We start from the raw sequence: 26,888 nt of genomic DNA on the forward strand, positions 1-26,888 counted from the left end.
CAGGACTTTATGGAACGCTTCTTTGAAAACGCAATGTACGCTTCTCGCTGGATACTGGCGCCCGTCTATTTTGGCCTTTCCCTGGCGCTTGTCGCGCTGACGATTAAGTTCTTCCAGGAAATTTTACACGTTCTGCCCAATATCTTTTCCATTGCCGAAGCGGATTTGATTCTGGTTCTGCTGTCGCTAGTGGATATGACGCTGGTGGGCGGCCTGCTGGTGATGGTGATGTTTTCCGGCTATGAAAACTTTGTCTCCCAGCTAGATATCGCTGCGCACAAAGAGAAGCTAAGCTGGCTCGGCAAAATGGACGCCACGTCGCTGAAGAATAAGGTGGCCGCGTCGATTGTCGCCATCTCCTCTATTCACCTGCTGCGCGTGTTTATGGACGCCAAGAACGTCCCGGATAACAAACTGATGTGGTACGTGATTATCCACCTGACGTTCGTGCTGTCGGCGTTTGTGATGGGGTATCTGGATAAGATCAGTAAGAAGTAAATATACCTTACCCCTCACCCTAACCCTCTCCCCGTGGGAGAGGGGCGGGGTGAGGGCATCAGGCTGCACTATTTATCCGACGACGCCTGCCATAAATTCAACTCCCCATCCGTAACATGCTGGTCAATCCGCGTAAGCTCATCGTCCGTAAAGCGCAGGTTATTCAGCGCCTGAACGTTCTCTTCCAGCTGCTCCGGGCGGCTCGCGCCAATCAGCACAGACGTCACCCGTTCGTCCTTCAGCAGCCAGCTTAGCGCCATCTGCGCCATCGTCTGCCCGCGGGCATGGGCCATTTCGTTGAGCAGCCTGAGGCTATTGAGGTTGGCTTCGGTGAGCATCTTCTCCGTCAGGCCGCGCACTTTTTTACCTTCGCGCTGCATACGTGAACCTTCAGGAATACCGTTCAGGTATTTCCCGGTCAACAGCCCCTGCGCCAGCGGCGTAAAGGCGATACAGCCGGTGCCGTTCACCGCCAGCGCGTCCAGCAGACCGGTTTTATCGACCCAGCGGTTAAGCAGGTTATAGGAAGGCTGATGGATCAGCAGCGGTATTTTCCACTCGCGCAGCAGCCCGGCCATTTTCTGCGTGCGCTCCGTGGAGTAGGAGGAAATGCCCACGTACAGCGCCTTTCCGCTCTGAACGGCGTGGGCCAGCGCGGCGGCCGTCTCTTCCATCGGCGTGTTTTCATCCACGCGGTGGGAATAGAAAATATCAACGTACTCTACGCCCATTCGCTTCAGGCTCTGGTCGAGGCTGGCGAGCAGGTATTTTCGCGAACCGCCCGAACCATAAGGACCCGGCCACATGTCGTAACCGGCTTTGGTGGAAATAATCAGCTCGTCCCGGTAGGCGGCAAAATCTTCGCGCAGCAGGCGGCCAAAGTTCTCTTCCGCACTGCCCGCCGGCGGGCCGTAGTTGTTGGCGAGGTCAAAATGGGTAATGCCGAGGTCAAAGGCTTTACGCAGCAGCGCGCGCTGTGAGTCGAGGGGCTGGACGTGGCCGAAGCTGTGCCACAGGCCAAGCGAGAGCGCCGGTAGGCGCAGGCCGCTTTTCCCGCAGTAACGGTACTGCATGCTTTCATAGCGGCCGGAGTAGGGGTGCCAGGACATGATGTCTCCTTTCGTGTCGATGAATTTTCGAAACAGCGTTTTCATTCTATGCTTATCAAATCACAAATTTTGGAGATAAGCGATGACGCGCCTGACTGCCAAAGACTTTCCCCAGGAACTGCTCGATTACTACGACTATTACGCCCACGGTAAAATCACCAAACGTGAATTCCTCAGCCTTGCGGCGCGCTACGCCGTGGGCGGCGTGACGGCGCTGGCGCTGTTCAATATGCTTAAGCCCAACTATGCCCTGGCAGAGCAGGTGAAATTCACCGACCCGGATATCCTTCCGGAATACATCACTTACCCGTCGCCGAACGGTCATGGCGAGGTGCGGGGGTATCTGGTGAAGCCTGCCAAAGCAACCGGGAAGGTGCCCGCGGTGGTGGTGGTACACGAAAACCGCGGTCTTAATCCCTATATCGAAGATGTGGCGCGACGCGTGGCAAAGGCGGGGTACATTGCACTGGCACCGGACGGGCTAAGCTCGGTAGGCGGGTATCCGGGCAACGACGAAGAGGGAAAAGTGCTTCAGCAGAAGGTCGATCCGACAAAGCTGATGAACGACTTCTTTGCCGCCGTCGAGTTTATGAAAAAGCACCCGGATGCGACGGGTAAAGTGGGGATCACCGGTTTTTGCTACGGGGGCGGCGTCTCGAATGCGGCGGCAGTCGCTTACCCGGAGCTGGATTGCGCCGTGCCGTTTTATGGGCGTCAGCCTGCGGCTGCCGATGTGCAGAAGATAAAAGCGCCAATTTTGCTTCACTATGCTGAACTCGATAAAAATATTAACGAGGGGTGGCCCACCTATGAATCAGCGCTTAAATCGAATAATAAGATCTACGAAGCCTATGTCTATCCCGGCGTAAACCACGGATTTCACAACGATTCCACCCCAAGGTATGACGAGCCCGCGGCGGAGCTTGCCTGGAAACGTACGCTGGGGTGGTTTGAGAAATATTTACGATAAACAGCCGTATGCCCGGCAAGCTCGCGCCACCGGGCAATGAGGTTATATTCAGAAGCTGTAGCTCATACCCGCCTGCACGCTGGCATCGTTATCTACATCACCGGTTCCTACATACACGCCCGTGTTAAGCGTAAAGTTATGCGCGATGGTGGCATTAATGCCTGCCCCGAAGATGCCCATCGTGTTGTTATGGCCTGAGGTGTTGTGGTAATCCGCCGCCTGAATGTCGGTATCATCGCTAAACTCTTTCTGGAAACGAGCGTCGATCCATGGCATCACCTTCACGTTCTTGTTCAGATCGCTAAGGGTGGTGGTCAAACGAACGCCGGCGCCGCCGTTCCAGGAGGAAACCTGGCTGTCGGCAAAGGTCACTTCGCGGTCAGAGAAGCCGTTCGCCCTGGTCTGATCCCAGCCTAAGGTGGCGTAGGGTTGCAGCAGGGTTTCGCCCGGCAGCAGCACGTTCACACCGGTGCGGGCCTGCGCCATGTAAAGGCTGCCGTCGGTAGAGCCGTTCAGCGCTTCCGTCATGCCGCTGGTATCACCCGTCACGTTACTGGCAGACAGGGTGTAACGCATATCGCCATAGCTGAAGCTGCCGTCAGCAAACAGGCCCCATGTTCTGCCGTTCAGCGCCTGCTGCCAGCCGCCGTACAGGCTGTAGTAGTTACCGTAAACGCTGTCCTTAAAGCTGTCTGCACCCGCGCTGGTATCCTGCACGCGGCTGCGTGTCCAGGCCAGGGCGATACCCCCGGTGACGCTATCGCCGTTGTTCAGGTGCGTCGTCCAGTCCACGCCGCCCTGAGCCCCCTGGGTGATGCTCTTATAGTCGACGTCGTTGCTAAAATTACCGTTCTGGTAGAGGAAATCACCCCAGACCTGCGCGCCGTCCTGCTGCACGCCCAGCAGGTTCGCCAGATGCACCTGGTTCATATGGTTGCTGATGTCATCCGCAACCTGATGCCCTGCCTGCTCGGCGGCATCCAGACCGGCAACCAGCCCCTGAACGTCGCTCGCGAGATCGCCCTTCTGGCTGTTAAATTCGATATTCCAGCTCTGGCTGTTATCCGCGGCAAGCATTGTCTGTGGTGCGTTATCAGCGGCGACGATATTCAGGCTGTTATCGTAGTTATAGGCGCCGCTGCGGTTTTCGACATTCTGCTGACCGTTGGTAAAGGTTGCTGCAGCATAATTCTCCGGCGCGCTGCTGCCGGACGTGGTGAATGTCCCAAGAATAACGTTGCGCTGATTCTGCGCGGACGGGGTAATACTGTTCACGATCACCGCGTTATTGGCTCCGGTAATCGTACCGAAGTTCACAAAGCTGTCGGTGCTCATATTAACCAACGCATTGCTGCCGGTGGTGGCGGCAGTCAGAATAGAGCCGTTTTGCAAACTCCAGCTGGTTGCATCGTTAATTTTATCGATGGCAATGCTGTTATCGCTGGTGGTATTCACCGTCTCGAACTGGCTTATTTCCCCGGAAACGGAGCTGCCGGCATCCATTGAGAGAGTATCGCTGCCGTCGCCGCCGTCAACATTGCCGTTAACGTGGGAATTATTGGTGAGCACGACGGTGTCATCACCCGCACCGGTCGTAATATCGCCGTTTACGGTGGCGTTATTCTGCATCGTGATGGTCGTGCTGCCGCTATTCTGGCTGGTATTGATCGCGCCATTAACGGTGCTGTTATCCACCAGAATGGCGTTCGTGGAATTGCCCTCCAGGGTAATATTCCCCTTCACCACGCTGTTATTTGTTAACGAGAGACTGGTGGTGCCGTTTTCATTGATGATGCCAACGTCTCCGGTCACGCTGCTGCTGTCCATCGTCAGCGAGTCGGCGGTTTTCCCATACATCGCGATGGCAACGTCGCCAAACGCATCCAGATTGATGTCGCTGAAGGGCTTGTAATCACTCAGTTTTACCGCCAGGGTATCGATGTTCTGCGCAATTTCACTCTGGCTGGCATCAACGGACGCGTTGGTCAGCGTAATACGCGTATCAGATTTATCGCTACCGGCGTAAATACCGCCTTTATCCAGCGTGCTGTTGCTCATGGCAATGTTTTGCGCACCGGCACCTGCGCTCACAATACTCCCATGCAGCGCGCTGCCGTTCTGGATATTCACGGTATGATAACCTTTATCCATCGGGTCGAGGTAAATCGCGGAGCCCATCATATAGGCTTTATCCCCTTCGTAGCTTCCCGCGCTGTTTTCGCCGTTCAGGGTTGAATTATCGACGGTTACGGTGGTGTTGGTCGTCGCGCCAATATTCCCCGATTCAATCATATCCACCGTTGCGCCGTTATTCAGCGTGATATTAACCGTACCGCCGTTACTGCCCTGAATATAATGGCCGGACATATCGGTGCCGGAAACGGTTAATGACTGCACGTCACCCGTTTTCCTGTGGCCGTCCATGAAAATATTGGTTGCGGTAGCGTCAGCCATAATAGCATTCGTCACGCCTGGATTTTGATAGAAGCTGCCGTCGGTATATGTCGATAAACCGCAGGTCTGCGTTGTTACGCCGTCCTTGCAGGGTGTGGCGGCCGTCATGGTTGCCTGAGCGCCAAAAGAGGTTAAAGCGACTAATACACACTGCGAAAGCAGCGTGCGGTTCATTAATTTGCGCATATATCATTCTCTGGATTAATAGAAAGCTGTCTGCGCCTTTTTAAATGAATTTATGAAATTTAAGAACTTTCTTAAGGGTAAAGGATGTAATGAAATTTAAACGTTATCAGGCCCCCGACTGGCGGTGATTAAATAAATAGAACTAATTTAAAAAACAAAATGCATTCATATAACAAATGGTATTGAGTGATTAGCGTGCAAACTATAAGGTTTCTATGCACAAAATGCGGTTCCTCAGAGGTAAAAATGTCGCGCAACATAACCCTTTAGGATTACATGGTTAATTTAATGCGCATCTGTTTTACATTTCATCATCTGCGGAAATGGAAAAACATGTATTTAGCAGGCGGATCTTTCGCCTTGCGATTATCGTTTCTCGTACAGCGTCAGAACAGGAAAGTTTTTTATAAAATTACGCACGAAAGAGTATAACTTCCCCCGTTTCTGCCGATAACGAGGGTAGTACTCGCCTCTGGGCGAATCCACCCTCACGGCAAGGAATACTCTATGCAGATGCTTCGCAATTTCACGATCCGTTTCGTCATGCTGACGATACTGGGGATCTTTTGTTTAATGTGGGCAGGGGTAGGTCTGTACAGCACCTGGTCACTGTCCCGCGTTTCCGATGGCAACGAGGTTGACCGACAGCTGGTAAAACAGATGACGGTGCTCAGCCAGGGTAACGATCAATATTTCCGATTCGTTACGCGCCTGAGCCGCGCAATGGAAACCAAAGCCGCAGGCGGCACGCCGGACCTCGCCTCTGCTCAGCAGGCGCTGGATAATATGAGCAAGAAGCTGGCCGAGATGAAGGCCATCTCGCCTGGCCCAATGGATGAACAGGTTTCTGCGCAGGTGTTAAGTGCCTGGCAGGCGCTGCTCGATCGGGGCGTCACGCCGCAGATGCAGCAGGCGAAGCTGGGCTCGCTGGACGGCTATCGCCAGCAGGCTAATAACGTCACGCCACCGCTGAGCCGCGCGTTTGGTTCTGCGGCTGAAAACTTCAATAACGCCGCGGCGAAGGCGCTCGACAGCACTCGCGTGGTGGTTGATGGCCTCACCAGCATGACCCGCACGGTAATCATCACCGCTACGATTATTGGCCTGCTGATCCTGCTCTTCACCGACCGCTACCTGGTGGCGATGCTGGTGAAACCGCTGGATCGCATCCGCCATCAGTTCCGCCAGATTGCGCAGGGCGATCTCAGCCAGCCGATTGAGCCCTTTGGCCGCAACTGCGTGGGGCAACTGGTGCCGCTCCTGAGCGCTATGCAGGACAGCCTGCGTGAAGCGGTCAGCACCATCCGTTCCGGCAGCGAAAATATCTGGCGCGGGGCAACGGAGATCTCAAGCGGGAACAACGATCTTTCGTCGCGTACCGAAGAGCAGGCTGCGGCGCTGGAAGAGACGGCGGCGAGCATGGAGCAGCTCACGGCGACCGTAAAACTGAACGCCGAAAGCGCACGTCAGGCCAGCGAGCTGGCGGATGTTGCCTCGACCACGGCCAGCCGCGGCGGCTCGCTGGTGGAGGATGTGGTCACCACCATGAGCGGCATTTCTGCCAGCTCGAAGAAAATTGCCGAGATCACCACCGTGATTAACAGCATCGCCTTCCAGACGAACATTCTGGCGCTCAACGCCGCGGTTGAAGCCGCGCGCGCGGGCGAGCAGGGCCGCGGCTTTGCCGTGGTGGCGGGGGAGGTGCGTAACCTGGCAAGCCGAAGCGCCAATGCGGCGAAAGAGATTGAAGGGCTGATCGCCGATTCGGTCTCCCGCGTCGAGCAGGGCGCGCAGCTGGTTAACGACACGGGCACCACCATGGAAGCGATTCTGCGCGACGTGACCGAAGTGACCACCATCATGAAGCAAATCGCCTCTGCCTCTGAGGAACAGAGTAAGGGCATTTCTCAGGTGGGCATCGCCATTACCCAGATGGACGGCGTGACCCAGCAGAATGCCTCGCTGGTGGAGCAAGTCTCCGCAGCGGCTGCCGCACTTGAACGCCAGACTGAAGACCTTCAGCGCTCGGTACAGAAGTTCCGCCTCTCAGCCTAATCTTCCCTTCCATCAAAGGCCGCATCGCTGCGGCCTTAATTTTCACTAGCCAGCGCTCAAAATATCGCTATATAATTTTATATATAACGATTGGGGGTATCGCGATGGATAACCATTTTGGCAAAGGGTTGATGGCGGGAATGCGGGCCGCACAGGCCGATACTGCAAAAAACGTGGCACATTTTTGTTCAGACTATAAGCGTGGCTTTGTTCTGGGCTTTTCGCACCGGATGTTTGAGAAAACCGGCGATCGCCAGCTCAGCGCGTGGGAGGCGGGTATCCTGACGCGTCGTTACGGGCTCGACCGGGATATGGTGATGGACTTCTTCCGGGAAAATCACTCCAGCGCCGCGCTGCGCTACTTTATGGCGGGCTATCGTCTGGAAGGGTGAGCGTCGGTAATGACCTGCGTCACCTGCGAGACCAACCCAATCTTCACGTCGCTCGAACGCTGGAGCTTGCTTTTATCGATCAGCAGCAGCGACTGGCTGGCGCGGCCAAGCAGCTGTGTTTTAAAGGCTGCGTTGTGCTCCACCGGATCCCACATCGTGCCCTCCTCATCGACGCCCTCACACGAGAAGATGAACAGGTCTATCTCCAGCCCTTTAAGCTGGGTGACCAGTGCGGGATTCACGTAGCAGCGGTATTTTCGCTCAAGCGTGCCGCCCGAACAGATAAGCGTAATGCGCTCGCGCCTGGCCATTTCGTGGCAGATGGGCAAGCTGTTGGTAAACACGGTCAGTTCGATATCCGGTAGCTGGCGGGCAAGGTGAAAACAGGTGGAGCTGGCATCCAGCGCCAGCGTCATGCCTTCGCTGATCCAGTCCAGCGCGTGGCGGGCAATGTCGGCTTTATCGGCATAATGGCTCTTCAGGCGCGCGCCGAAGGGTTCCCCACCGTCCCGGCTGTCTGGTTGAATCAGGCGTGCGCGTCCATGCTGCCGCAGGATCTTGCCCTGCTGCTGCAGCCCGTTCAGGTCACGGCGGATCGTCTCTTTACTGACGGCGAGCGTTTGTGCAAGCGCATCGGTGGTCAGCCAGTCGCAGCCGCTCAGCAGTTCCACGATATGCTGCTGGCGGGTCTGCTTCATGCGTCGGTCCCCGTTCGCGAAACGGAAAGAAGCGTGCTGCCAATCGCCACCCCGTTTTTCCCGGTGTGTTTGATCTGATACATCGACTGGTCAGCCCGCCGGAGTGCGTTCACAAAATCATCCTGAATATGCACCTCGTCGATACCAATCGACGCGCCGACGCGCGCCTCGCCGTTATCCAGCTCGAACGGCGTTAAGGCCGCCCGCAGGCAGCCGTGCGCCGTGCTGTTCACCAGCAGGCTGGCGAGCGGGAAGGGCAACAGCAGGACAAACTCATCCCCGCCGAGCCTGCCCACAACCGTGCCTGCCGGGCAGCTCCCGCGCAGGCGCTGGCTGAGCTGGATGAGGAGCTCATCGCCGCTGCGGTGGCCGAAGGTGTCGTTGACGGTTTTAAAGTCGTCGAGATCGATAAACGCCACGCACAGCGGACCCGCTGCTTTCAGCTGCTCAAAATGTTTAATCAGGGCGTGGCGGTTGGCAAGCCCGGTGAGCGGATCGTGGTTGGCGAGCTGCGCGAGCTGTTCCTCGTACTGCTTCTCTTTGGTCATGTCGATGTGGGTGCCGGTAACCTTGAGAGGGTTGCCCTCCGCGTCCCACTCCGTCACGCGGCCGCGATCCAGTACCCAGGTGACGGTGCCGTTTTTGTGCTGCATCCGGTGCAGCGCTTCATAGAAGGGGGTTTTGCCGTGCAGGTGATCGTAAAACGCGTCCAGCACCTGCTGTTTATCGTCCGGGTGAAGATGCTCACGCCAGATGTCAAACTGGGCGCTCAGCTCTTTTGGCTGGTAGCCAAGCATCGAGCCCCAGCGCCGATTATAAATAATCAGTTTTCCCGTTGGCACGTCAAGCTGCCACAGGCACAGGCCCGTGCCGTCAAGCGCGGCGCTGAGCTTGCTGCGGGCGTCACGCGCCAGCCTGGCAAGCCGGGCATTGTGCTTCTTCAGATTCTGAATCTGCTGCTTGAGCGCCTGTTCTGACATGCGTAGGTTCTTAGGGAAATAAGAATGATTCTTGCCAGTTTATTCGGCAATGTAAATATGATGTTGAAAAAAGAGGGGGATTTGCATCAGAGATAAAAAGGCCGCGCAAACGCAGTAGCCGCCGGCACCAATCGCTGCGCCCGCTACCGCACCGGGGGCGGTTTTATCCATTGCCATGCCTGAGGTCGAAACCAGCAGTGCGCTGAGAATAAGCGTCGTTTTGAGGTGTTTCATAACCGCTCCTTGTAGTGGGAAATCGTACAACGCGCGGAAGTCTGCCAGCCTGCCCGTATTTCCGGTTGGCCAATAATGGTTGTTTTTCCTACCCACAAAGCACACCGCGACGCGATGACGCTATCGCTGTATAATTATGTTTATAACGAAAATGTGAGGACATTATGACACAGCGCTTTTGGCAGGCAGTCGCGTTTAGCGCACTGATTTTACTTCCGTTATCATCTCAGGCATCCCGCCAGATAACCGACCAGATTGGCCGTACCGTCACCATCCCTGACGACGTAAACCGCGTGGTGGTGCTCCAGCATCAAACTCTTAACCTGCTGGTGCAGATGAACGCTACCGACAAAATCGTCGGCGTCATGGCGAACTGGAAACAGCAGCTGGGCGATGGTTACGCTCGCTTAGCCCCCGAGCTGAGTCAGAAAGCCGCGCTCGGCGATCTCACCCACGTAGACCCGGAAAAGCTGGTGGCGCTGAAGCCACAGGTGGTGTTCGTCACTAACTACGCGCCGCAGGAGATGATCGACAAGATCGGCAGTCTGGGGATCCCGGTGGTGGCGATTTCCCTGCGCCACGATGCCGCCGGTGAAAAAGCGAAACTGAACCCAACGATGGCGGATGAAGAGCAGGCCTACGATCTGGGGCTGCGTGAAGGCATCACCCTGATTGGCGAGATCGTCAATAAACAGCCGGAAGCCAAAGCGCTGATCGACGCGACCGACAAAGGCCGCAGGATGGTCAGCGATCGCCTGAAAGACATCCCGGCGGAAAAACGCGTTCGCGCCTACATGGCTAACCCGGAGCTCACCACCTACGGCTCAGGAAAATACACCGGCCTGATGATGGCGCACGCCGGGGCGGTTAACGTGGCGGCGGCAACGATTCAGGGCTTTAAAACGGTGGCGATGGAGCAGGTGATTGCCTGGAACCCTCAGGTGATTTTCGTGCAGGACCGCTATCCGTCCGTAGTCAATGAGATCAAAACCGGCGCGCAGTGGCAGACTCTCGACGCGGTGAAAAACCAGCGCGTGTACCTGATGCCGGACTATGCCAAAGCCTGGGGCTACCCGATGCCGGAAGCGATGGGTATTGGTGAACTCTGGATGGCGAAAAAGCTCTACCCGGAGAAGTTTAAGGACATCGATATGCGCAAGGTGGCGAACGACTGGTATCAGCGCTTCTACCGCACGAACTATCAGGGAATCGACTGATGCGCGTGCTGGCGGCGGGCAGTCTGCGGATGGTGTGGCAGAGCTTGCTCGCGCATTTTCCTGAACCGGTTGAAACGCATTTCGGCCCGGCGGGGCTGCTGCGGGAACGTATTGAAGCGGGCGAGGAATGCGATCTCTTTGCCTCGGCTAATCTTGCACATCCGCAGGCGCTACTGGCCTCAGGGCGGGCGCTGTCCGTGGTGCCGTTTGCCAGTAATCAACTTTGTCTGACCGTGCGCAGCGACGTGCTGCGCGAAGAGGATGACTGGCTCTCCGTGCTCACGCGGGGCGATTTACGCATTGCCACCTCCACGGCGGGCGCCGATCCCTCCGGGGATTACACGCAGGAGCTGTTTACCCGTATGGGTGGGGCTGGCGAAGCGGTACGTGCTCGGGCGATGGCGCTGGTGGGTGGGCATGATTCTGCGCCCATTCCGGCAGGTAAACTGGCGGCGGAGTGGATAATCCTTGGTGGACAGGCTGAGGTGTTTGTCGGCTATGCGAGCTATGCTGCAAAACTACGGGAAGTTGCCGGACTGACGGTCATTGATATTCCGGCGCGAGTTAATCCGCGTGCGGAGTATGCCAGCGCGGTGGTGACGGCACAGGGGAACGCGCTGGCGGATTATCTGGTGTCGCAAAAGGCAAAGGCGATCCTGCTGAATGCAGGGTTCGGCGTGTAATTTCGCCGGGCGGCGCTGCGCTTACCCGGCCTACCTTCATTCCCTCTCCCCGTGGGAGAGGGTTAGTGTGAGGGCATCAGGCCTGGCGTTTATCTTCCGTATTGGTATCAAAATCGCTCGCCGCATGGCGCTCGTGTAGCTGCTCGTTCAGCTCGCCGTTGGTGCGGTTTACGATACGTCCGCGCTTCACGGCCGGACGGTTCGCAATATCTTTGGCCCAGCGCTGCACGTTGGTGTACTTCTCCGCATCCAGGAACTCGGCGGCGTTATAGACGCTGCCGAGCGCCACGCTGCCAAACCACGGCCAGATCGCTATGTCCGCGATGCTGTACTCTTCACCCGCCACGTAGCGGCCGCGCGCCAGCTGTTTATCCAGCACGTCGAACAGGCGCTTGGCTTCCATGGTAAAGCGGTCGATAGCGTACTCAATCTTCACCGGAGCATAGTTGTAGAAGTGGCCGAAACCGCCGCCGAGGAACGGGGCCGCGCCCTGAAGCCAGAACAGCCAGTTCAGCGTTTCGGTCCGTCCCGCCGGATCTTTTGGCAGGAAGTGGCCAAATTTCTCGGCCAGATAGAGCAGGATGCTCCCGGATTCAAATACGCGCGTTGGCGGGTTCGTGGAGTGGTCACGAAGCGCCGGTATTTTCGAGTTCGGGTTCACGTCGACAAAACCGCTGGAGAACTGATCCCCGTCACCGATGCGAATTAACCATGCGTCGTATTCGGCCCCTGTTACGCCCAGCGCCAGCAGCTCTTCGAGCAGGATGGTGACCTTCTGGCCGTTCGGGGTGCCCAGAGAGTAAAGCTGCAGCGGGTGCGAACCGACAGGCAAATCCTTCTCATGCGTCGCGCCGGAGATCGGGCGGTTGATGTTGGCGAACGCGCCGCCGCTGTTCTTATTCCATTCCCACACTTTAGGTGGCTGATACGTGTTGTCTGACATGTTGACCTGCCTTTTGAGTGATGTGTTGAGGCAGTGTAGCAGGAGATTTGTGAAGGGTTTAACGAACTGAGCGCAATTAATTAACCGCTATTCCTTCTGGCGCTTATATATATCAAAAGCGGTATAAGCTTAATCGAAAATCGCATTTTCATTGTTAATGCGTAAAACCCGAAAGCTGAATATGATGCTTCAACATAAATAAAAGACGCAGTAGTAAATACTTTATCAGGCAAGGAGTTAGTGAGATGCGTAAGCTTCTGTTATCGGCAGTGGTAGTATCGCTCGCCTTAGGTCTGGCCGGCTGTGATGATGCTAAAAATAAAGAAACAAACAATGCGCCAGCGGCAAAAAGCGACGCGCCAAAAGAGGGCGGCTCGCTGATTATTGGGATAACCTCCGGCGACCCGCTAGCCGTCAACCCGCTCTACGCCAGCGACCGCACTACCCTAACCATCATGCAGGCGCTGTATGCCCCGCTGTATAGCTTTAACGACGGTAAAATTGAGTGGGGCCTGGCAGAAAGCCTGACGCCCTCTGCCGATAACCTCAGCTATACCCTGACGCTGAAACCGAATCTGAAATGGCAGGACGGTCAGCCGCTGACGGCGGACGACGTGGTCTTCACCTTCAACAAGCTGCTGGAAGCCAAACAGCATAGCTTCTTCCGCAGCATGTTCACGTACGGCGGCAAGCCTGTAGAGGTGAGTAAGGTCGACGAACGCACCGTTAAGTTCACATTGCCTCAGGTCAGCGCAGCCTTTACCGGAACGCTGGTGCAGATCTACCCGATCCCGCAGCACGTGTTCGCCGGTGAAGGCGATCTGGAAAAGAGCACGAAAAACGATGCGCCGGTCGGCTCCGGCCCGTTCAAATTTAAAGAGTATCGCGCCGGGCAGTATTACGCCCTGACGCGCTTCGACGATTACTGGAACGGCAAACCTAAGCTCGATTCCGTCACCTATCGTTTCGCTAAAGACAGCAACTCCGCCAATCTTGCGCTGCAAAACGGTGAAATCAACCTCAAGATGGTTGACCCGCAGGACGTGAACCGCCTGAAAAATACCGGTAAGTTTGACTTCGTGGTCTACCCTGAAGGGCGTCTGGCCTATATGACCTTCAACCAGAACGTGCCGGTCATGAAGAGCAAAGAGCTGCGCCAGGCCATCGCCTATGCCATCAACAAAGACGAGCTGACCCAGACGGCGTTTACCTCGCTGGACTACGCCAAACCGGCAACGTCGTTCCTGACGCCGGACACGCTCTACCAGACTTACGACGTCGAACAGTACAAATTCAACCAGCAAAAAGCCAAAGATCTGCTGAAGGCCTCCGGCGCGCCGGAAAACCTGAAGCTGCGTCTGGCCTACGTCAACACCAACAAAACCCAGGAGAGCCAGGCGCTCTACATTCAGCAGGCGCTGAAGGGGATTGGCGTGAACGTGGAGCTGATGCCGCTGGATTCTAACGCCATGTCCCAGCGCAGCCTCGATATGAACAACACCGCGTGGGAGCTGAACCTCGGCGGCTACATCATGGGGTCAGAGCCGGACGGCTACAAATCGCTGTTTATGAGCAACGAGGCCTACAACTACGCGCACTACAAAAATCCGCAGTTTGACGCTCTGTGGGATAAAGGCGCGGTTGAAGCCGATGCCGCGAAGCGCGCCGATATCTACAAGCAAATTCAGCAGACCGTGGCGAACGAGATGACCTACTACCCGATCGCCTACACCAATGCGACCGTCGCCGTGGATAAACGCTTCGGCGGCACGCAGGAAGCGGAGCCGAAGCCCGTTTATCTATTCCAGGATCTGTCAAAAATTTATCAAAAATAAGCTGTTGCCCCGGTCGCAGGATCGGGGCCTTTTAAGGGCACGTCGTGAACACACTCCTCACGCGTCGGCTGCTGCAGCTGCTGCCGATGCTTTTCTTTATTTCGCTGGTGGCGTTTTTGCTGGTCAAGCTCGCGCCCGGCGATCCCGTGGCGGCGTACATTACGCCGCGTATGGCCCCGGAAGATATCGAGCGCATTCGCCAGAGCCTGGGGCTGGATAAGCCGCTGGTAACGCAGTACGTTCTGTGGCTGAAAAACGTCCTGCAGGGCGATCTCGGCTATTCCCTGATCTACCACCGCCCGGTGCTGGAGATGATTGCCGAGCGCATTCCGGCCACGCTGGGGTTAATGGGCGCATCGCTGCTGCTGGCGATCGTGCTGGCGATCCCGCTGGGGCTGCTGGCGGGCGCGTTTAAGCACCGCTGGCTGGATCATGTGCTGAATTTATTTGCCTATATCGGCATCTCGGTGCCCATTTTCTGGTTCGGCATTCTGCTCATCACCGTGTTTGCCGTACAGCTTAACTGGTTACCCAGCATGGGGATGCGCACCATCGGCATGGACGATAACTGGCTCGACGTGGTGCGCCACGGCGTGCTGCCGTGCATCGCGCTGACCTTTTACAACCTCTCAAGCTACGTGCGCTACATCCGTTCCAATACCATCTCCCAGCTTTCCGCCGACTACGTGCAGACGCAGCTGGCGTACGGCGCCACGCGCACCAGTATTCTGTTCCGCCATGTGCTGAAAAACGTGCTCCTGCCGGTCATTACCCTGTTCGGGCTGTCGTTCGGCGAGCTGGTGGTGGGCGCGTATGTGACAGAAAGCGTCTTCTCCTGGCCGGGGATGGGCCTGCTGGGGATCCAGTCGATCACCTCGCTGGACTATCCGCTGATCATGGCGATCATTATGCTTTCGTCGATGATGCTGATCGTTGGCAACCTGATCGCCGACTTACTCTATCGGTTCGCCGATCCCCGCATTCGCACGCTGAGGTAGCCCGGATGAGCAGACGCTGGCAGCAGGTTCGTCACCAGCTGCGCCGCAACCGTCCGGCGCAGTTCTCATTATTTATGCTTTTTATCTTCGTCATCGCCGCGCTCTGTGCGGGCTTAAGCCCGTACGATCCGGACCACATGGCGCTTGGCGCCCGCACGTTACCCCCGGACGCCGTCCACTGGTTCGGCACCGACGAGTACGGGCGCGACTACTTCACCCGCGCGCTTTACGGCGGGCAGATCTCGCTGATGGTCGGTTTTCTGGCAATGATCTTTTCGACGCTGATTGGCACGATCGTGGGTACCGTCAGCGGCTATTTTGGCGGCTGGCTCGATAACCTGATGATGCGTACCGTCGACATTCTGATGGCGATCCCCGCCTTCTTCCTGCTTCTAGTGGTGAACGCTTACCTCAAGCCGGGCGTGGATAATATTATCCTGATCATCAGCCTGCTGACGTGGATGAACATGTCGCGTCTGGTGCGTGCTGAAACCCTGTCGGTGAAAGAGCGCGAGTATGTACTGTATGCCCGCGCGTCGGGCGAGTATCCGCTGCGCATTATCGTGCGCCACATTATCCCCGGCGTGCTGCCGACCATTATCGTGGCCGCCACGCTCAATATCGCCTCCGCGATTTTGATGGAGTCCACCCTGAGCTTCCTGGGGCTGGGCGTGCAGGCGCCTGCCGCCTCGTGGGGGAGTATGCTCAATAATGCCCAGTCGTACATCGGTGAAGCCTCCTGGCTGGCGATGTTCCCGGGCATTTTGATCCTGCTGACAGTGTTCAGTTTCAACGTGTTAGGCGACGTGTTCCGCACCGCCTTTGAGCCGGGAGCGAACCGCGATGAGTAGCTTATTAGAGATCGATAACCTGCACACCACCTTCCGCACGCGCGACGGCGACGTTCACGCGGTGCGCGGCGTGAGCTTTTACGTTCAGCCGGGAGAACTGGTTGGCATCGTCGGGGAGTCCGGATGCGGGAAAAGCGTGACCTGTAAGTCGATCGTTCAGCTGCTGGGGAGCAACGGGCGGATCGCTGGCGGCAGCATTCGCTTCCAGAATGACGATCTGGCGCAGAAAACGTCCGAGCAGATGCGCGCCATTCGCGGAAACGAGATCGCGATGATTTTCCAGGATCCGATGACCGCCCTGAACCCGGTGCTCACTGTCGGCAAGCAGATGTCTGAGATCCTGGTGCGAAATAAAAAGCTGTCGAAAAAAGCGGCCAAAGCGGCAGCAATAGCCATGCTGGATCAGGTGGGCATTGCCGAAGCTGAACGCCGCTACCATCAGTATCCGCACGAGTTCAGCGGCGGAATGCGCCAGCGCGTGATGATTGCCATTGCGCTCTCCTGTAACCCGAAACTGCTGATTGCCGATGAACCTACCACCGCGCTGGACGTGACCATTCAGGCACAAATTCTGCGCCTGCTGAAAAGCCTGCAGCAGCAGACCCGGACCGCCATTTTGCTGATTACGCACGATCTCGGCGTGGTGGCGCAGGTATGCAGCCGCGTGGTGGTGATGTACGGCGGGCTGGTGATGGAAGAGGGGAGCGTGGAGGACATTTTTTACCGTCCTGCGCATCCGTACACCCAAGGGCTGCTGGCTTCACTGCCGCGCCCGAATGAGGTAAATCAGCGTTTATCCCCTATCGAAGGTACGCCGCCAGGCTTGCTTAATCCGCCGCCGGGATGCCCGTTCGCCGAACGTTGCCCCAAACGGATGCCGCAGTGTGAACGGCAACCCACTTTTTACGCTACCGGAGAGGGCCATCGCGCCGCCTGCTGGCTATGGGCAGATAAGGAGATTCAGGCATGAGCGAACAACGTGAACCTTTGGTGAGCGTGCGTGAGCTGCGCAAACACTATCAGCTGAACGCTGGCCTGCTGCGCAAAGGCGTGGCGGTGAAGGCGGTCGATGGCGTGAGCTTTGATATTCAGCGCGGGGAAACGTTCGGCCTTGTGGGGGAGTCCGGCTGCGGCAAATCGACTCTCGGTCGCGCGATTTTACGCCTGTTCGACATCACGTCCGGTGAGATCCACTTTGCCGGGCAGGAGATTGCCCACGCCCGAGAAAAAGAGCTTAAGCCGCTGCGCAAGCGGATGCAGGCGATTTTTCAGGATCCGTATTCGTCGCTGAACCCAGGTATGACCGTGCAACAGCTGGTGGCCGAGCCGATGCAGATCCACGGCTACAGCCGTGAAGAGCAGCGGGAACGTACTGAAACGCTGCTCTACAAGGTGGGGCTTAAGCAGGAACACCTTGAACGCTTCCCGCACGAGTTCAGCGGCGGGCAGCGTCAGCGTATCAGCATTGCGCGGGCGCTGTCCGTGCGCCCGGAGTTTGTGCTGTGCGATGAGCCTCTCTCGGCGCTGGACGTCTCGGTGCAGGCGCAGGTGGTGAATATCCTGCAGGATCTTCAGCAGGAGCTGGCGCTGACCTATCTGTTCATCGCCCACGATCTGTCGATGGTGCGCCATATCTCCAGCCGTATCGGGGTTATGTACCTCGGCAAGCTGGTGGAGGTTGCGCCCGCGAATGAACTCTATCAGCACCCGGCTCATCCCTACACCCGCGCGCTGCTGGCGGCGGTTCCGCAGCCGGATCCGCGCATCAGGAATCTCGACGAGGCCACCCTGCGGGGAGAAATTCCGGGGCCAACCTCGCCGCTGCCGGGCTGTCATTTTTGCAGCCGCTGTCCGCACGCCATGCCGGTTTGCCAGACGCAGGAGCCTGCGATGCAGGAGATTGCGCCAGGGCATTTTACCGCGTGCTGGTTGTTTAAGATTTGAGCCTTGAATGCGCCGGGTGTCGTGTTTTGTAGGCCGGGTAAGGCGCAGCCGCCACCCGGCATGACAGGCCGCACAGCGCTATCCCAACACCCGCGTCGCCCAAACCTCAACGTCATCGCCGCTGCCTAAATCCGCCTGCACCAGGCCGTTAACCATAAACGTCGGTGAGACGTGAATACCGTTCTGACGCGCGTATTTGCAGTGCCATTTGATCGCATTCTGCAGTTCCGGGTGCGCAAAGGCCTGTGCAACCTGCACTCCGCTGTAGCGCTCAATTCGGGCGATAATCTCTTCCGGCGTGGCCTGCATATTCGGGCCGCTGCAGTGGTCGGTAAACTCAAACTCCTCCCGATGGTCGGCCACCGCCTGCATCACTTTACGCGCGGCGGCTTTGCCGTCCGCCAGCGTGGATGCCGCCAGAATGCAGCGAACTATCACCCCGGAAAACAGGTGCCACGGCTGGGACTGTAAACGGATTTTGACCGTGACATTGTCTTCCCCGGCCCGTTCCAGAAACGCGTTTAACTTATTAAAAGCTTTTACCGAAAAAGGGCAGGTCGGTTCCAGGAACACCTCAAAGATTCGCGGGCCGTGGCCCCATTCCAGCGCTTGCGCCTGTACGCTCATGTTGACTCCTGATGTTGTGAATTTTAGTCATTGTTGCGACGAATAATTTGCCACGCAGGTGTATGATAAATCCACCTCTGTCAGGTTAATCACAACGTGCAGACGACGACAACCCCTCAAAAAATTGCCGCCTGCCTGTTTTAGGTTGGATACATGCGTAAAGGAAAGTTAAGCAGTGACGCTCCATTTGGGACGTTGTTAGGCTATGCGCCGGGTGGCGTGGCGATTTACTCTTCAAACTACGGCAGCCTCGATCCGCGGAAATACCCGGAAGACGCGGATTTTCGAAGCTATATCGGCAACGAATACATGGGCCACAAGTGGCAGTGCGTTGAGTTTGCCCGCCGTTTCCTGTTTCTCAACTACGGTTTTGTCTTTACCGACGTCGGCATGGCGTGGGAGATCTTCTCCCTGCGCTTTTTGCGTCAGGTGGTGAACGATAACATTCTGCCGCTGCAGGCCTTTGCCAATGGTTCAAAACGCGCCCCGCAGGCCGGGGCGTTGCTGATTTGGCAAAAGGGCGGTGAGTTTCACGAGACTGGCCACGTTGCCGTCATCACCCAGCTGTTGGGCGACAAGGTGCGCATCGCGGAGCAGAACGTCATCCACTCCCCGCTCCCGCTGGGGCAGCAGTGGACGCGCGAGCTGCGCCTGAGCGTTGAGGACGGCCGCTACACCCTCCATGACACCTTTAACGATACCGAAATTCTTGGCTGGATGATCCAGACAGACGACACCGAGCACAGCATTCCCCAGCCGGAAATCGACGGTGAGCTGCTGAAAATAAGCGGTGCGCGGCTCAAAAACAAGCGTCAGTTCGACGGCAAATGGCTCAACGAAGACGACGCCCTGCAGCAGGCGTACGTTCGGGCGAACGGTCACGTGATCAATAAAGATCCCTGCCAGTATTTCACCATCACCGAAAGCGCCGAGCAGGAGCTGATCAAGGCGACCAACGAACTGCATCTGATGTACCTGCACGCGACGGACAAAGTGCTTAAGGACGATAACTTACTGGCACTTTTCGACATCCCGAAAATTCTCTGGCCGCGCCTGCGTCTCTCCTGGCAGTGGCGTCGCCACCATATGATCACCGGTCGTATGGATTTCTGCATGGACGAGCGCGGCATCAAGGTGTACGAGTACAACGCCGATTCCGCGTCCTGCCATACCGAGGGCGGGTTAATTCTGGAAGAGTGGGTGAAAAACGGCTATCGCGGTAACGGCCATAACCCGGCGGAAGGGCTGCTGGAAGAACTTACCGGCGCCTGGAAGCACAGCCACGCGCGTCCGTTTGTCCACATCATGCAGGACAACGACGTCGAAGAGGATTACCACGCGCTCTTTATACAGCGTTCGCTGATGCAGGCAGGGTTTGAAACCAAAATTCTGCACGGGCTTGAGGCGCTAAGCTGGGATGCCGCCGGGCAACTCATCGACGAGGAAGGCCGCCCCGTCAACTGCGTGTGGAAAACCTGGGCGTGGGAGACGGCGATTGAGCAGATCCGCGAGGTGAGCGAAACCGAATATGCCGCGGTGCCGATCCGCACCGGGCATCCGGAAGGAGAGGTGCGCCTGATAGACGTCCTGCTGCGCCCGGAAGTGCTGGTCTTCGAGCCGCTGTGGACGGTGATCCCCGGCAACAAGGCCATCCTGCCGGTGCTGTGGCAGCTGTTCCCGAACCATCGCTACCTGCTGGATACCGATTTTGAGGTCAACGAGCTGCTGAAACAGACCGGCTATGCCGCTAAACCCATTGCCGGGCGCTGCGGCAGCAATATCGATCTCATCAGCGCCCAGGACGAACTGCTGGATAAATCCAGCGGCAAGTTTGTTGACCGTAAAAACATCTACCAGCAGCTGTGGTGCCTGCCGAAGGTCGACGGCAAGTACATTCAGGTTTGTACCTTTACCGTGGGCGGCAACTATGGCGGAACCTGCCTGCGCGGGGATGACTCGCTGGTGGTGAAGAAAGAGAGCGATATTGAGCCGCTGATTGTGGTTAAAGATAAGTAGTTCACACCCGCGATAAAAAAGCCCCCGCAGGGTATCCTGCCGGGGCTTTTTATTACTGTTCTTCCTCTTCCTGTTGTTCGCTTACCTTCAAATCAATAATCCGGCCAATCTGGTCGTGGTACACCGTCAGCAGGTTGTACTGGCTCATCTCGGAGATGATCTGCGGTGAAACATTAAAGCTGCGGGCCAGCTCCTCCTGGTGAAAATAGCCCGGCTGACGCCGCCTCACGTGGGCGCGGCGGCGGTTGTACTGATACCACAAAATCAGCAGCCAGCCGTTGAGCGCGGCGAACAGTAAATAGATCAATACCGTATTAAAGGACGCGATAATCACGCCCCAGCGGTGGTCGCTCTCATCGGTTAGCTGCATCCAGAGCCGGGCATACAGGAAAAACAGAAATCCTCCCCAGGCCACCAGCGTTAACGCGGCATCGAAAAGACGTGGCAATAGCCGATGCTCGGTCAAAATTAAGGTATTTTCGTTCATTGAATGCTTCCTTTTCCCCGGTCCGGACTGATCCAGCGCGCGCGAGCGCGCTGGCGTTTAAGCATGACTTTTGGAAATGCGACGAGGGTGGTGAACAGGCCGATCATCCAGTACACCATCGGGAACCAGATCACCCAGAAAAGCGAACTGGCCACTCTTCGTTCATAGCGTCGCTCGATGAACAAGCTGACCAGGAACTGCAGCAGACACATCACGCCCAGCAGCAGCCCGGTAAACTCCGGTGGAAAAAGGCTCTCCACGGTCAGCCTGGCGGGAACAGGCGCAACCTGGCTGAGGAGGAACAGCAGCACCGTCATCGCGTACGCGAAGGCCCACAGCGTTGACAGCGCGTACTCCATAAACAGCGGCCACATGCGGTGATGCTCCCAGCGCACAATCCTGCGCAGGTTGACCAGAAACACCTCCGCGCCTCCCTGGGCCCAGCGCAGACGCTGTTTCCACAGGCCCTTCAGCGTCTCCGGCATCAGGATCCAGCACAGCGCCCGCGGCTCGAAAAAGATATCCCAGTGGCGCAGCTGGAGCTTCCAGCTGATGTCGATGTCTTCGGTGATCATGTCCGGGCTCCAGTACCCGACGTCCGCCAGCGCCTGTCGTCGAAAGGCGGCGATGACGCCGGAGACGGTAAAGACCCGGCCATAGATCCGCTGCGTCCGCTTAATAAGCCCAATGATGGAGGAGAACTCGCCCACCTGAATGCGGCCAATCAGCGTGGAGCGCGTGCGAATGCGCGGGTTTCCGGTGACCGCGCCGACGTGGGGGTACTGAATCAGCGGGGCCACCAGATAAGCGGCGGTGTCGCGATCGAGCAGGGCGTCGCCGTCAATGCAGACCAGCAGATCGCCCCGGGCCGCCGCCGCCCCGGCTTTGAGCGCCAGTGCTTTCCCCTGGTTCTCCGCGAGGTTAATCACCCGCAGGCGCGGCTGTTCCTGCGCCATCGCCTGCAATACCTCCGCCGTGTTGTCAGACGAGCCGTCGTTGATGGCGATCACTTCTATATTTTCATACCGCTGATCCAGCGCGGCGCTGATGGTCTCCCGGGCATTTCGTCCCTCGTTGAAGCAGGGGATAAGAATGGAGATGAGCGGCTCGCCGGCGAGCGTCGGGGCGGGCGTGTCTTTATCCCACGACCAGTGGCGTTCAAGCTGAAACCAGAAATAGAGGCCGCCGGTTATCCAGAGCACCGACATGAACAGCGGCCAGAAGAACACAAAATCCAGAATCAGTTCGCCGGTAAAGAGGGCGGCCACGCCTAACGGCAACCCGAATACCAGACATAAAATAGAGAATGCGATAATCCGATCAGTCATTGTCAGGGTACCAGTACGAAGAAAATTCAGGCCTGATGCGTGAGATATCAGGTTGGTTGTTGAGGAAGTCGTCGGGGTAGTAACCGTAATTTTTGACGCCGTTCAGCTGGAGCACGCGCATCCACTGCGCAAGCTGGCTATCGGACACGGCGCGCTGCGGTTTCTGGTCCCAGTCCCTGGCCTGCAGCTCGAAAATGGTTTTTTCGAGCGCGCCGGGGCGCGTGGCGACCGCGTTAACCAGGCGCGTAAGCCAGGCATCGCTCTCGTCTGCCGGAACGGACTCCATCAGCGGCATGGCCATTGGCACCGTCCAGTCATACTCCGCCAGAAAATCATCAAGATTCTGCGCGAACCACGCCTCGCTTTCGGGCTGCAGAATGGGTAAGGCGAACATGTTGCGGGCGGTTTTTATCTGCGGGCCACGGATATGCTTTACCGCCAGGCTCAGGGCGTGGGTAAACCCGATAAGCCGTTGGCTTTTCTGGCGCGTGGTGTCCTGTCCGGCATCGTCCACGTCCGTCAGCACCGCATCGTCATGGAACAAAATCCCATTGAAGCTGGCATACCGGGCCAGATCTTCATAGATATCCGTTACCTGCTGGTGCACCTGCGGGTCCCACGGGGAAAGCCGGATATAGGGCTCGGTGGCTTCGCGCAGCTGGCCGGTTTGACGATCCCGGCGCTGCACGCGCGGCAGGGAAGGATCGAGATCGAACGAGAGCACCGGCATCCACGCGAAGACTTTTACCCCCGCGCGGGTTTGTAGCTGCCAGGCGACAAAATTAAAGAGGTCGGCCCGAACCGGCAGCCGACGGTTGGGGAAATAGAGCGCCTTGATCCTGCCGTCGCCCTGCGGGTCGGCAAACGCCTGCAGGAAAACGTGGCTGATTTTCATGTCATAGACCCGCTGGATCAGCCTGTTGATGTTTTGGGTCTGCTGGGCCGGATCGGGATCGTAAACGTAGTCGAGATCGACGTGCATGACGCGCACGGGATCGCGCTCCTGAACCTGGCTTACCGTACTGGCAAACGCCTTGAGCGAGGGATTTCCGGCGATCAGCAGGCGGGGGATGTTGCTCAGATCCTGCAAATTCCCCAGCCCGTCCTCAAGGGTAAAGGCCAGCTGATAACCCTGCTGCCTGGCGATAGCGAGCGACGTACCGTTGGCGGCGCCGTAGGGCCAGACCCAGGCACGCGGCGCCTTGCCCGTCACCTGCGTGATTTTTTCAGTTACTTTGCGAACGTCATCGCCGATCCGCTGGCTGAACTGCTGGTCGGTTTCATAGCGGCCCGTGGCTTTGTCATAAAAGCGGTTGGCGATCGCCGGTTCCCGGCTGCCCTGCGGGTTGGCCGGAATGCCGTAATGCGAAGCCCAGGTATGCGATCCGATCTCAATCAGCGGGGACTGGCTGAGCTCGCGCACCATTTCCCACGTCGCGAAGCGATCGCGGGGCGTCATCAGGCCGCCGAAGTTAACTTTTTGATTTGCCGGCGTATCCACCCAGCTGCCCACCGGCGCCCACAGCGCAGGAACGTTCCACGCCTGAAGCAGCGGCCAGACGCGGGTATAAAAGCTGCTGTAGCCGTCGTCAAAGCTGAGCAGAACGGCTTTTGGCGGCAGCGTTTTTTTCCCGTCATGGGCATCGAGAATGTCCTGCACGCTGACGGCGTTATAGCCGTTGTGCAGAAGCCAGCTTATCTGCTCGTTTAACGCGCTGGTGCGCACGGAGAGGTAGCGCTGATCGGCGGCATCGTCTTCGACGTCGTGGTAGGCCAGGACCAGAAACTGGTTCTCCGGCCAAGGTTTACTCGCCTCCAGCTGCGGCCGCGCTTTGGGCGCAATGAACGAGATCGCCTGCGCGCAGACGCTCGCGCTGAGGCAGAGCCAGCCGAGGAGTATCAGGCTCACGGAAAAACGTGTGTTCAGCATATTCATCCTTAAAAGCGTAAAGTCGCGTCAAACGTGACGGAGAGGTTGCTCTCGCGTTTGCCGTCGTAAGGGCGTTTATCCCAGTTCAGCATCACGCCGGTATCAATAACGTTGTTCCACTGAACGCGTTGGCCGTAACCCAGCAGGGCGATGGCGCCGGCGGACTGATTTTTCTGCCAGTAGCTGCCCCCTCCCGCCACGAACTGCTGGCTCCAGAGGGTGTCGTAATGGCGGACCATTTCATGGTCAACGGCCAGGGCAGCGGTCACGGACAGATCCCGCGCCGGGTTGTAATAGAGCGTGTCCCGCAGGCTGTTTTTACTGGCGGCGATCCCCGGTTCGAGATCCAGCGTCAGGGACGGGGTCTGCCAGAGACGCTCCTTACCCGTGAGGCTGTATTCCTGGCGACGGTTACGATCGGAGAAGCGGCTGAGGGCGGCGCTGAACTGGTACTCCCGCCGTTCGTTTTGATACCAGCGCACCCCGCCTTCACCCCGGTTGGCGCCGATCCCGTTGCGTAACGCCCGCAGAGGCGTGGTGCGCGACAGGCGTTCAAGGCTGCCGCTGACCTGCCAGCTATCGGTCACAAAGTACGTTGTTGAGAGGCGAGCGCCCGGCTTGTTTGCCCCGTGATAGCGGTTGCTGGAGAGCTCGGCTTCGAGCTGGAGGTCGCGTGGCCGCCATTCGACGCCGCCCAAAAGGTGACGGCTGGTGCCTTTGCCCTCATCGAAATTACTCTGCGCATAGCGGGTGCCTGCAAACAGCCGCCAGCTGTCCGCTACGGGTGGGCCATAGAGCGTGGCGTCCCAGCTCAGGTCGTGCGTCCCGCTGACGGGGCTATCGGAGTGCAAGCCCTTGCTTGCGTTGAGGCGCAGTTCGGACATGTGGTGGACCGTTCGGAGCCTGTCGAGACGCCTGGCGCTGCGATCGGCTGGCGCGCGAGCCAGCACGTCGTCGGCCAGTAAATCCATCTGTCGCCACTCCTGCAGATCCATCGCGACGTAGGCCTGCTGCTGCTCGAGTTCCAGATTCGATGGCTCCAGGGCCTCCGCCGTTTTCAGCTTTTGCTCGGACGCGCGCGGCAGGCCCCGAGCCTGAAGCAGGGTGGCGTAGTCAATCTGTAACCCCTGATTGCCCGGCGCCGCTGTCGCCAGACGGTGCGCCAGCGTTTCGGCTTCCGGCAGGGCATTCGTCGCCAGCAAATAGTTAAAGCGAAGCGACTGCCCGGTAAGCCACCGATCGTTCGGCTGAGGGGTAGGGGAGCCGAAATCGTAGCGGGTCCAGGGGACGTTGCGGGTCTGGCGCTCAACGTACTGGCGGGCGGACTGATACTGTCCCGTATCCAGCCAGGCGTAGAAAAGCGCGTGCTCCTCGTCCTGCGGGTCGGAAGCGTATTGCGGATAGCGTTGCAGAAGCGCGAAGGCGGCGGCCGCGTTTTTCTCCTGCAGATACGCGGAGATGACCCAGCCGATTGCCCAGCCCGGCACCGGATGCTGGGCTGCCGTAAGATCCTGATATTCGCTAATCACCCGTGGGTAATCGGCATGGGCGTACAGCGCGCCAAGCCTGTCGATACGCGCAAGAACGACGTCTTCCGCCGCCTGCGGATCGTTTTGCCAGCGAGCAAGCAGGGCGTCGTAACGATTCAGCGCAGATTGCGCAAGCTGCAGGCGCTCCTTTTCTGTTCTGCCAGGCACATCGGCAAGGCGAACCCGTTCGGCGGCGGCATTACGCTCAAGACGACGACGCTCCGAGGGAGGCAGCGTCACGCTTTGTGAAAGCTGGAGCGCGGGGGTATTCACCCGGTTATCCTTAAGCGAGTCGATCAGCTCGCTGAGGAGCGCTTTATTCTCGGGGGCGATATTCAGCGCGCGGGTGTCTGCCAGCAGCCGATCCCAGCTTTTTCCCTGGCGTAACCAGACATAGGAGAGCGTCTGAAGATGCGCCTGAGAGGGATTTTCCGCCACCAGCCGTCGGGCTTCCTGCAGGGCAAGCGTATCCATGCGGGCATCGGCCAAGGTTTTGATGTAGCCGATACGATAATCATCATTATCCGGCGCAAGGCTACGCGCCTCTTTCCAGAGCGCCAGGGCCGACTGCCACGCCTTTTGATTTCGCCTGGATTGCGCGACGGCAGCAACGCCACGGGCGGGCAGCGGCATATAAATGCCGTAACGCTGCCAGACCTGAATAACCTCGTCATCATGACCCGCCCAGGCTGCAACCTGTAACCAGTCCGCAACTTGTTCAGGCGTCAGGGCATGCTGCTGCTGATAACGCTGAAGATAATCGAGAAACGGCGTGTAATTACCGTTACGCGCCTGTTGAATCTGTTGCTCATAAACGGATTCAGTCGCCTGAGCCAGAACAGGAAAGAGGAATAACAGAAACAATAATGTTGGGGCGCGATAAAAGAATAACGTATTGAAGCGAAGCGATCTTTCCATATCTAT

At 57.7% G+C, this 26,888-nt stretch carries 22 protein-coding genes and 1 pseudogene; 12 read left to right on the forward strand and 11 right to left on the reverse strand.

Annotation, left to right across the window (positions count from 1 at the left end):
* Nucleotides 1-9: 9 nt before the first annotated feature.
* Nucleotides 10-498 carry a TIGR00645 family protein gene (locus tag D5067_RS03640; protein WP_119936243.1) on the forward strand — a complete coding sequence of 163 codons (489 nt, stop codon included), beginning with the start codon at nucleotides 10-12 and terminating at the stop codon, nucleotides 496-498.
* 68 nt (nucleotides 499-566) lie between these two features.
* Here D5067_RS03640 and D5067_RS03645 read toward each other — a convergent pair whose 3' ends face one another.
* Complete coding sequence (locus D5067_RS03645) at nucleotides 567-1,607, reverse strand: aldo/keto reductase (protein ID WP_119936242.1); 1,041 nt, start codon at nucleotides 1,605-1,607, stop codon at nucleotides 567-569.
* 82 nt (nucleotides 1,608-1,689) lie between these two features.
* Between D5067_RS03645 and yghX the strand changes: the two genes are divergently transcribed.
* Nucleotides 1,690-2,577: a YghX family hydrolase gene (gene yghX, locus D5067_RS03650; protein ID WP_119936241.1), complete on the forward strand. Its 888-nt coding sequence runs from the start codon at nucleotides 1,690-1,692 to the stop codon at nucleotides 2,575-2,577.
* A gap of 48 nt (nucleotides 2,578-2,625) precedes the next feature.
* Here the strand turns inward: yghX and D5067_RS03655 are convergent, their stop codons facing one another.
* Nucleotides 2,626-5,217 carry an autotransporter outer membrane beta-barrel domain-containing protein gene (locus D5067_RS03655; protein ID WP_119936240.1) on the reverse strand — a complete coding sequence of 864 codons (2,592 nt, stop codon included), beginning with the start codon at nucleotides 5,215-5,217 and terminating at the stop codon, nucleotides 2,626-2,628.
* 507 nt (nucleotides 5,218-5,724) lie between these two features.
* On the opposite strand from D5067_RS03655, the gene D5067_RS03660 reads away from it, so the two are divergent.
* Nucleotides 5,725-7,272: a methyl-accepting chemotaxis protein gene (locus D5067_RS03660; RefSeq protein WP_119936239.1), complete on the forward strand. Its 1,548-nt coding sequence runs from the start codon at nucleotides 5,725-5,727 to the stop codon at nucleotides 7,270-7,272.
* A 104-nt stretch (nucleotides 7,273-7,376) separates the two neighbouring features.
* Nucleotides 7,377-7,664, forward strand: coding sequence for a DUF2623 family protein (locus D5067_RS03665; protein ID WP_119936238.1), 288 nt, complete (start codon nucleotides 7,377-7,379; stop codon nucleotides 7,662-7,664).
* On the opposite strand, the gene fucR is transcribed toward D5067_RS03665, so the two are convergent.
* The 3 genes and pseudogenes from fucR to D5067_RS24095 form a co-directional block, all read right to left on the reverse strand.
* Entirely contained in the window at nucleotides 7,646-8,362 is a 717-nt protein-coding gene (gene fucR, locus D5067_RS03670) for an L-fucose operon activator (protein WP_119936237.1), read from the reverse strand. The two genes, D5067_RS03665 and fucR, sit on opposite strands and share 19 nt — an antisense overlap.
* The gene (locus D5067_RS03675) at nucleotides 8,359-9,342 is read right to left on the reverse strand and encodes a sensor domain-containing diguanylate cyclase (RefSeq protein WP_119936236.1); all 984 of its coding nucleotides are present in this window, start codon (nucleotides 9,340-9,342) and stop codon (nucleotides 8,359-8,361) included. Before D5067_RS03675 ends, fucR begins: the two co-directional genes overlap by 4 nt.
* Nucleotides 9,343-9,465: 123 nt before the next feature.
* Nucleotides 9,466-9,576, reverse strand: a pseudogene (locus D5067_RS24095) (glycine zipper family protein); the annotation flags it as partial.
* A 164-nt stretch (nucleotides 9,577-9,740) separates the two neighbouring features.
* Here D5067_RS24095 and D5067_RS03685 point away from each other — a divergent pair.
* Both D5067_RS03685 and D5067_RS03690 read left to right on the forward strand, forming a co-directional pair.
* Nucleotides 9,741-10,793 carry an ABC transporter substrate-binding protein gene (locus D5067_RS03685; protein ID WP_119936235.1) on the forward strand — a complete coding sequence of 351 codons (1,053 nt, stop codon included), beginning with the start codon at nucleotides 9,741-9,743 and terminating at the stop codon, nucleotides 10,791-10,793.
* Nucleotides 10,793-11,476, forward strand: coding sequence for a molybdate ABC transporter substrate-binding protein (locus D5067_RS03690; protein WP_119936234.1), 684 nt, complete (start codon nucleotides 10,793-10,795; stop codon nucleotides 11,474-11,476). Before D5067_RS03685 ends, D5067_RS03690 begins: the two co-directional genes overlap by 1 nt.
* A 76-nt stretch (nucleotides 11,477-11,552) precedes the next feature.
* On the opposite strand, the gene yghU is transcribed toward D5067_RS03690, so the two are convergent.
* Nucleotides 11,553-12,419, reverse strand: a complete 867-nt coding sequence (gene yghU / locus D5067_RS03695; protein WP_119936233.1) for a glutathione-dependent disulfide-bond oxidoreductase — start codon at nucleotides 12,417-12,419, stop codon at nucleotides 11,553-11,555.
* 245 nt (nucleotides 12,420-12,664) lie between these two features.
* Here yghU and D5067_RS03700 point away from each other — a divergent pair, with 245 nt between their 5' ends.
* The 5 genes from D5067_RS03700 to D5067_RS03720 are packed head-to-tail and all read left to right on the forward strand — an operon-like array spanning nucleotide 12,665 to nucleotide 18,047.
* Complete coding sequence (locus D5067_RS03700; protein WP_119936232.1) at nucleotides 12,665-14,254, forward strand: ABC transporter substrate-binding protein; 1,590 nt, start codon at nucleotides 12,665-12,667, stop codon at nucleotides 14,252-14,254.
* 44 nt (nucleotides 14,255-14,298) lie between these two features.
* Complete coding sequence (locus D5067_RS03705; protein WP_119936231.1) at nucleotides 14,299-15,252, forward strand: ABC transporter permease; 954 nt, start codon at nucleotides 14,299-14,301, stop codon at nucleotides 15,250-15,252.
* A 5-nt stretch (nucleotides 15,253-15,257) separates the two neighbouring features.
* Entirely contained in the window at nucleotides 15,258-16,103 is an 846-nt protein-coding gene (locus tag D5067_RS03710) for an ABC transporter permease (protein WP_119936230.1), read from the forward strand.
* Nucleotides 16,096-17,073 (forward strand): ABC transporter ATP-binding protein, encoded by a 978-nt coding sequence (locus D5067_RS03715; protein ID WP_119936229.1) that lies wholly within the window; start codon nucleotides 16,096-16,098, stop codon nucleotides 17,071-17,073. Before D5067_RS03710 ends, D5067_RS03715 begins: the two co-directional genes overlap by 8 nt.
* Nucleotides 17,070-18,047 (forward strand): ABC transporter ATP-binding protein, encoded by a 978-nt coding sequence (locus D5067_RS03720; RefSeq protein WP_119936228.1) that lies wholly within the window; start codon nucleotides 17,070-17,072, stop codon nucleotides 18,045-18,047. The genes D5067_RS03715 and D5067_RS03720 overlap by 4 nt, the downstream gene beginning before the upstream one ends.
* Nucleotides 18,048-18,125: 78 nt before the next feature.
* On the opposite strand, the gene D5067_RS03725 is transcribed toward D5067_RS03720, so the two are convergent.
* Entirely contained in the window at nucleotides 18,126-18,674 is a 549-nt protein-coding gene (locus tag D5067_RS03725; protein ID WP_119936227.1) for a DsbA family protein, read from the reverse strand.
* Between the two features lie 153 nt (nucleotides 18,675-18,827).
* On the opposite strand from D5067_RS03725, the gene gss reads away from it, so the two are divergent.
* On the forward strand, nucleotides 18,828-20,690 hold the full coding sequence (gss, locus tag D5067_RS03730; RefSeq protein ID WP_119936226.1) for a bifunctional glutathionylspermidine amidase/synthase: 1,863 nt from the start codon (nucleotides 18,828-18,830) through the stop codon (nucleotides 20,688-20,690).
* Nucleotides 20,691-20,742: 52 nt separating this feature from the next.
* On the opposite strand, the gene pgaD is transcribed toward gss, so the two are convergent.
* From pgaD to pgaA, 4 genes are read right to left on the reverse strand one after another with little or no spacing between them, the layout of a single operon-like run.
* Nucleotides 20,743-21,177 carry a poly-beta-1,6-N-acetyl-D-glucosamine biosynthesis protein PgaD gene (gene pgaD, locus D5067_RS03735; RefSeq protein WP_119936225.1) on the reverse strand — a complete coding sequence of 145 codons (435 nt, stop codon included), beginning with the start codon at nucleotides 21,175-21,177 and terminating at the stop codon, nucleotides 20,743-20,745.
* Entirely contained in the window at nucleotides 21,174-22,505 is a 1,332-nt protein-coding gene (pgaC, locus tag D5067_RS03740) for a poly-beta-1,6-N-acetyl-D-glucosamine synthase (protein WP_119936224.1), read from the reverse strand. The genes pgaD and pgaC overlap by 4 nt, the downstream gene beginning before the upstream one ends.
* On the reverse strand, nucleotides 22,498-24,435 hold the full coding sequence (gene pgaB, locus D5067_RS03745; protein ID WP_119936223.1) for a poly-beta-1,6-N-acetyl-D-glucosamine N-deacetylase PgaB: 1,938 nt from the start codon (nucleotides 24,433-24,435) through the stop codon (nucleotides 22,498-22,500). Before pgaB ends, pgaC begins: the two co-directional genes overlap by 8 nt.
* 8 nt (nucleotides 24,436-24,443) lie before the next feature.
* Entirely contained in the window at nucleotides 24,444-26,882 is a 2,439-nt protein-coding gene (gene pgaA, locus D5067_RS03750; protein WP_119936222.1) for a poly-beta-1,6 N-acetyl-D-glucosamine export porin PgaA, read from the reverse strand.
* Between the last annotated feature and the right edge of the window lie 6 nt (nucleotides 26,883-26,888).

Source organism: Enterobacter huaxiensis (genome assembly GCF_003594935.2).
GTDB lineage: Bacteria > Pseudomonadota > Gammaproteobacteria > Enterobacterales > Enterobacteriaceae > Enterobacter > Enterobacter huaxiensis.